Annotated in this window: 5 protein-coding genes, 1 tRNA gene and 1 rRNA gene; all 7 read left to right on the forward strand. The window is 50.7% G+C overall.

Annotation, left to right across the window (positions count from 1 at the left end; all coding sequences use genetic code 11):
• Nucleotides 1-302: 302 nt before the first annotated feature.
• The 7 genes from rrf to KQX66_RS17705 all read left to right on the forward strand — a co-directional run bounded on the left by rrf (nucleotide 303) and on the right by KQX66_RS17705 (nucleotide 6,525).
• Nucleotides 303-419: ribosomal RNA gene (gene rrf, locus KQX66_RS17675) — 5S ribosomal RNA — on the forward strand.
• 184 nt (nucleotides 420-603) lie between these two features.
• Complete coding sequence (gene guaB / locus KQX66_RS17680; RefSeq protein ID WP_216794125.1) at nucleotides 604-2,061, forward strand: IMP dehydrogenase; 1,458 nt, start codon at nucleotides 604-606, stop codon at nucleotides 2,059-2,061.
• A 121-nt stretch (nucleotides 2,062-2,182) separates the two neighbouring features.
• A complete protein-coding gene (locus KQX66_RS17685; RefSeq protein WP_308647247.1) occupies nucleotides 2,183-3,481 on the forward strand; it encodes a D-alanyl-D-alanine carboxypeptidase family protein in 1,299 nt (432 codons plus the stop codon).
• Between the two features lie 120 nt (nucleotides 3,482-3,601).
• Nucleotides 3,602-4,483, forward strand: coding sequence for a pyridoxal 5'-phosphate synthase lyase subunit PdxS (pdxS, locus tag KQX66_RS17690; protein ID WP_025850316.1), 882 nt, complete (start codon nucleotides 3,602-3,604; stop codon nucleotides 4,481-4,483).
• A 40-nt stretch (nucleotides 4,484-4,523) separates the two neighbouring features.
• Entirely contained in the window at nucleotides 4,524-5,114 is a 591-nt protein-coding gene (gene pdxT / locus KQX66_RS17695; RefSeq protein ID WP_216794127.1) for a pyridoxal 5'-phosphate synthase glutaminase subunit PdxT, read from the forward strand.
• Nucleotides 5,108-6,388 (forward strand): serine--tRNA ligase, encoded by a 1,281-nt coding sequence (gene serS, locus KQX66_RS17700; RefSeq protein ID WP_216794128.1) that lies wholly within the window; start codon nucleotides 5,108-5,110, stop codon nucleotides 6,386-6,388. Before pdxT ends, serS begins: the two co-directional genes overlap by 7 nt.
• Nucleotides 6,389-6,435: 47 nt before the next feature.
• A tRNA-Ser gene (locus KQX66_RS17705) sits at nucleotides 6,436-6,525 on the forward strand.
• The last annotated feature ends 130 nt before the right edge of the window (nucleotides 6,526-6,655 follow it).

The raw sequence follows: 6,655 nt of genomic DNA on the forward strand, positions 1-6,655 counted from the left end.
CGAGGTTGATAGGTTCGGGGTGGAAGCACGGCAACGTGTGCAGCTGACGAATACTAATCGGTCGAGGGCTTATCCAATAAAGTCTTCCGGAGTTCTCTTCGGAAGCGACTAAGGTTTGGTTACCAGTGAAGATATATCTTTTAGGAGCGACTTTTGACGCAGTCAACGGAGCGAGAAAAGATATATTGGAGCGCTTTGTTTCGATCCAGTTTTCAGGGTGCAAATCCTGAGCTGCACGTCCTTTTTAAGGATGGATATTTTCTCGCAGCAATTTCGGAGCAGCAACGCTTCGAAAAATCCGGTTTGGTGATGATGGCGGAAGGGAACCACGCGTACCCATCCCGAACACGACCGTTAAGCCTTCCAGCGCCGATGGTACTTGGACCGCAGGGTCCTGGGAGAGTAGGACGTCGCCAAGCACAAGAGCTTCTTCGGATTTTATCCGGAGAGGCTCTTTTTCTTTATGAAATTGGCATACTAAATACAAATTGCCATGGAAACTTCATGACTTTTTGCTTGACACTAAAAATGGGCTTTTGATAAGATTGCAATTAATATCTTGCGGTATGTACAGCATGTAATAAAATAAGGAGGATTATTTTTGTGTGGGAGACTAAGTTTGCCAAAGAAGGTTTGACATTTGACGATGTATTGCTGGTACCGAGAAAATCGGATGTGTTCGGTAAGGAAATCGACATATCAACGAAATTGACAAGCCAGATCAATCTGAACATTCCTTTTCTAAGCTCGGCCATGGATACGGTAACGGAATCGGCTTTGGCAATCGCTATCGCTCGAGAAGGCGGAATCGGGGTCATCCACAAGAATATGACGATTGCACAGCAAGCGGAGGAAGTGGATCGGGTAAAGCGTTCGGAAAGCGGCGTAATTACCAATCCGTTCTCCCTTACTCCAGAGCATCATGTTTATGATGCCGAAGAGTTGATGGCTAAATATCGGATTTCCGGCGTGCCGATTTGCGACGAGAACAATAAGCTGGTCGGTATTTTGACAAACCGGGATCTGCGCTTCGTTCATGATTATTCGATCAAAATTAAAGAAGTCATGACAAAAGAAAATCTCGTCACCGCTCCTGTTGGTACGACGCTCCAACAAGCAGAGGGCATTCTGCAGCGGCATAAGATCGAGAAGCTTCCTCTGGTCGACGAGAACGGGATTCTTAAGGGCCTGATTACGATCAAGGATATCGAGAAAGCCATTCAGTTCCCGAACTCGGCAAAAGACAAACAAGGCCGTCTGCTGGCCGGTGCCGCGGTAGGCGTATCCAAGGATGTTATGGAGCGTACGGCGGCTCTGGTTGAAGCCGGCGCGGACTTGATCGTCGTTGACTCGGCGCACGGACACCATATCAATATTATTAACACCGTTCGTAAAATTCGCGAGCAGTACCCAGACCTGCCAATTTGCGCGGGCAATGTGGCGACTGGCGAAGCGACAAAAGATCTGATCGAGGCCGGAGCAAGCATGGTGAAGGTCGGAATCGGACCAGGCTCCATTTGTACGACGCGGGTCATCGCAGGTATTGGCGTACCGCAAATTACGGCGATTTACGATTGTGCGACGGTTGCGCGGCAGTACAATGTACCGATCATTGCCGATGGCGGTATTAAATATTCCGGTGACGTGGTCAAAGCAATCGCAGCCGGCGCGAGCGCGGTCATGATGGGTAGCTTATTCGCCGGTACGGAAGAGAGCCCGGGCGAATCGGAGATTTTCCAAGGGCGCCGCTATAAGGTTTATCGGGGAATGGGATCGATTGGCGCTATGAAAGAAGGCAGCAAAGACCGCTATTTCCAAGAGAACGAAAGCAAACTTGTACCGGAAGGGATCGAGGGCCGGGTTGCATACAAAGGGCCGTTGGCAGATACGCTTTATCAGTTGGTTGGCGGACTACGTTCCGGGATGGGCTACTGCGGGGCAAAAGATATTCAGGCGCTCATCAACGAAACGTCCTTCATCCGCATCACGGGGGCAGGTCTTCGGGAAAGCCATCCGCATGACGTTCAAATAACAAAAGAAGCGCCGAACTATTCGTTGTAGTTCTACGGATGGTTCGTGCAATAGAGAACGGAAGCCTGGGGCTTCCGTTTTGCTTTTGTAAAGCGAAAGAAGCTTGTGGTACAATTAAACGTATGTATTTTTTATAAAATTTTTTTTAGGAGTGAGTTGGTTGTTTTTTAAAGTAAAACGTATTTGTTCGATCGTAGCTGCCACTCTTTTGCTGAATGCCACTCTTGTTCTGGTACAATCCGCGTCTGTACAAGCAGCGGATGCTCCAGATTTGAAGCTCAATGTCAGATCTGCGATTCTCATCGAAGCGAGTACCGGGCAAGTCTTATATGAAATGAATGCTGACGAGGCATTTCCTCCTGCCAGTATGGCGAAAATGATGACTGAATACTTGGTGATGGATGAAATTAAAAACAAAAAGCTTAGTGAAACCGAATTGATCACGACTACTCCCAATGCAGCTGATGTCATCGGTTCCGGTGGTCTGCTGGCTTTGAACGAACAAGCTACGGTAGATGACATGTTTGCCGCGATGTCGATTTATTCGGCCAATGACGCTTCGGTGGCATTAGCGGAGAGAATTGCCGGGACGGAAGAAAATTTCGCCAAGTTGATGAATGCAAAGGCTAAAGAATTCGGGCTTTCGGACAAGGCTCATTTTATCAATGCGACCGGCTTGCCAAGAGCGGATATGGGGAAATACGTCCCTAAGGAAGTGCAAGGAGAGACGATGCTGACGGCCAGAGATGCGGCTCTTATTGCTTATAATATTATTAAGGACCACAAGGAGGTATTGAAATATACGGCGACTCCGTCCAGGAAGTTCCGTGAGAAGGACAAATCTCCGATGATTAACTGGAACTGGATGCTGGAAGGAAATAAGGAGAACACGAACTTTAAGAAATACGCTTATCAGGGACTGGATGGGTTAAAAACAGGGAGCACCAACGAAGCGAAGTATTGCTTCACAGGTACGGCTGAACGTAACGGAATGCGGTTAATCAGTGTTGTTATGGGTGCGCAGACGGAGCCGGAACGCTTTATCGAAACGCGCAAAGTGCTCGACTATGGCTTTAACAATTTCGAATTTGTACCGGTGCTGAATGCGAAGCAGGAAATAGAAAAGCTGAAAACAGTTAATATTAAAAAAGGCGTGGCTACGGAGGTTCCGGTCGTTACGCAATCGGAGCTTAAAGTTATCGCGAAAAAGGGTACACCGAAAGAGCAATTTCAAATCACAGCCGAGCCGCTGGCAGATGAGAGCAAGCTTGTGGCACCAATCGAGCAAGGGCAAGTGCTTGGAACGGCAAAAGTGACGTATGGCGGCAAAGAATATCCGGTCAACCTCGTCGCTTCGGAGAAAGCCGAAAAGGGAAGTTGGTTCCGGTTGTTTTTCCGGGCGATAAAAGACTTCTTCGTCGATCTGTTCAGCGGCGCCAAAAAGGGATAAAATCAAGGCAAACGGGTTGTTAATTTGAAGCGCTTGCTGTAAAATAATTTTTTAGTAGTTTGTCCTAATTTCATGTGGCTGGCAGTAATATTAACGATATGTTCCCAGGAGGAATCGGATATGGAAACAGGTACATCCCGCGTTAAAAAAGGTATGGCTGAAATGCAAAAAGGCGGCGTCATTATGGACGTCATGAGCGCAGAGCAAGCGCGTATTGCTGAAGCTGCGGGCGCTTCTGCCGTTATGGCTTTGGAAAGAGTTCCTTCGGATATTCGCGCGGCCGGCGGGGTTGCCCGGATGGCCGACCCTACCATCGTGGAAGAAGTTATGAAAGTTGTTTCCATTCCGGTTATGGCCAAGGCGCGTATCGGACATTTTGTAGAAGCAAAAGTACTCGAATCGATGGGCGTGGATTACATCGACGAGAGCGAAGTATTGACTCCTGCCGATGAAGTATTCCACATCAATAAAAAAGAATTCACGGTTCCTTTCGTATGCGGCGCAAGAGACCTCGGCGAGGCGCTTCGCCGGATCGGGGAAGGCGCATCGATGATCCGTACGAAGGGTGAGCCGGGAACGGGCAACATTGTTGAAGCCGTTCGTCATATGCGTATGATCACCGGCCAAATCCGCAAAATCCAAAGCTTGTCGAAGGACGAGCTGATGGCAGAAGCCAAAAACTTGGGCGCTCCTTACGAGCTGCTGCTGCAAGTGCACGAAACCGGAAAATTGCCGGTCGTCAACTTTGCTGCCGGCGGTGTAGCGACTCCTGCGGATGCCGCGCTCATGATGCATTTGGGCTCTGATGGCGTGTTTGTAGGCTCGGGTATTTTCAAATCGGAAAATCCGGAGAAGTTCGCGAAAGCAATCGTTGAGGCTACCACACATTATACGGATTATGAGCTGATTGCCAATATTTCGAAAAATCTCGGTACGCCGATGAAGGGGATCGAAATTTCCAAGCTGCATGTATCCGAAAGGATGCAGGAGCGCGGCTGGTAAGCCGGCTGGAGCTTGTTTCTCGGGAAGAAGGTATAGAGGGATGAACATAGGTGTTTTGGCGCTGCAGGGCGCCGTAGCCGAGCATATCCGCATGATCGAAAAAGCCGGCGGTACCGGCGTCGCGGTGAAGCGGACGGAACAGCTGGCGGAGATCGACGGAATCATTATTCCGGGCGGCGAGAGCACGACGATCGGCAAGCTGATGCGAACCTATCAATTTATAGATGCCCTACGTGAGTTTTCGCGGCAGGGCAAGCCGCTTTTCGGCACATGTGCAGGACTGATTGTGCTGGCAAAGCATATTGCAGGGCAGGAAGAAGCTCACCTTGGGCTGATGGATATTCAGGTTGCGCGCAATGCTTTTGGCCGTCAGCGGGAAAGCTTTGAGACGGACTTGGATATTAAGGGCATCGATCGGGATGTGCGCGCGGTATTCATCCGTGCGCCTCTGATCGAACAGGTGGGCGAAGGCGTGGACGTGTTGGCGACGTACCGTGACCAGATCGTTGCGGCCCGTCAAGGGCATCTGCTGGCTGCGTCGTTTCATCCGGAGCTAACCGACGATGAACGGATGCACGCTTATTTCTTGGACATGGTACGTGAGACGAAGCAGGAGGGATCTCCTTGTTAGATATAAGATTGCTGCGAGCGGATTTGGACAAGGTGAAACAGGGAATGGCTAACCGGGGCAAAAACCTGGAGGAGCTGGACCGTTTTACAAGTCTGGATTTGAAGCGCAGAGAGCTTTTGCAAGAAACCGAGCAATTGAAAAACCGCAGAAACGTCGTTTCGCAAGAAGTGGCGCAGCTGAAAAAGGCGAAAGAAAACGCCGACCACTTGATCGAAGAGATGAAGGTTGTCGGTGATCGTATCAAGTCGCTGGATGAGGAAATCCGTGGTCTGGAAGCCGAGCTGGATGCTATCCTTCTGGCGATTCCGAATATGCCGCAGGCCGACGTGCCGGTAGGCGGTTCGGAAGAGAATAACGTGGAGATTCGCCGGGTCGGCGAGGTGCCATCTTTTTCTTTCGAGCCGAAGCCTCACTGGGAAACGGCGCAAGAGCTGGATATTTTGGATTTTGAATCGGCGGCGAAGGTTACGGGCTCCCGGTTTGTGTTCTATAAGGGGCTTGGGGCACGCCTGGAACGGGCTTTGATGAACTTTATGATGGATCTGCATGCGGACGAGCACGGGTATACGGAAATGCTTCCGCCGTACCTTGTCAACCGCGACAGCCTCACAGGTACCGGTCAGCTACCAAAGTTCGAAGAAGATGTCTTCAAAATCGAGGGCTCGGACTATTTCATGATCCCGACCGCTGAGGTGCCGGTGACGAATTACCATCGGGACGACATTTTGGCTTTGGAGGATCTGCCGAAATATTTCGTGGCGTTCAGCGCTTGTTTCCGTTCCGAAGCCGGTTCGGCCGGGCGAGACACTCGCGGACTCATTCGTCAGCATCAGTTCAACAAGGTAGAGCTCGTGAAGATGGTTCTGCCGGAGCAATCGAACGAGGAGCTCGAGAAGCTGACTGGCGAGGCGGAGAAGGTGCTGCAGCTCCTGAAGCTGCCTTACCGCGTTATGGCGCTTTGTACGGGCGATTTGGGCTTCTCCTCGTCGAAGACGTACGATCTGGAGGTATGGCTGCCTAGCAGCAATACGTACCGTGAAATTTCGTCGTGCAGCAACTTCGAAGATTTCCAGGCGCGGCGTGCGAACATCCGCTTCCGCCGCGATGCGAAAGCGAAGCCGGAATTCGTTCACACGCTGAACGGATCGGGTCTGGCGCTCGGCCGGACGGTCGCGGCGATTCTCGAAAATTATCAGCAGGAAGACGGCAGCGTGCTGATTCCGGAAGTGTTGCAGCCTTATATGGGGAATGTTACACGGATCAGCAAGAAATAGAGCTTGATAAAGCTTTTTGATTTATGATACAATGCTTGGTGTCACCCGGAGAGGTGGTCGAGTGGTTTAAGGCAGCGGTCTTGAAAACCGCCGTGTTCGTGAGGGCACCGTGGGTTCGAATCCCACCCTCTCCGCCATACATACAAGTATACGACCCCAAATGAGGGGTCGTTTTTTGTATGGGGAGCAAGCAGGTGGGATGAGAACCGGAGGTTCGTCGGAGCGTAAGCTTCGGTAGGAATGCATCGCAGTCGGCCACGAAGTGGA

It is taken from the genome of Paenibacillus oleatilyticus (genome assembly GCF_018998565.1).
GTDB classification, from domain to species: domain Bacteria; phylum Bacillota; class Bacilli; order Paenibacillales; family NBRC-103111; genus Paenibacillus_G; species Paenibacillus_G oleatilyticus.

Coding starts and splice junctions, on each gene's coding strand:
- pdxS (WP_025850316.1), top strand. CDS start 3,602: ATGGAAACAGGTACATCCCGCGTTAAAAAAGGTATGGCTGAAATGCAA.
- pdxT (WP_216794127.1), top strand. CDS start 4,524: ATGAACATAGGTGTTTTGGCGCTGCAGGGCGCCGTAGCCGAGCATATC.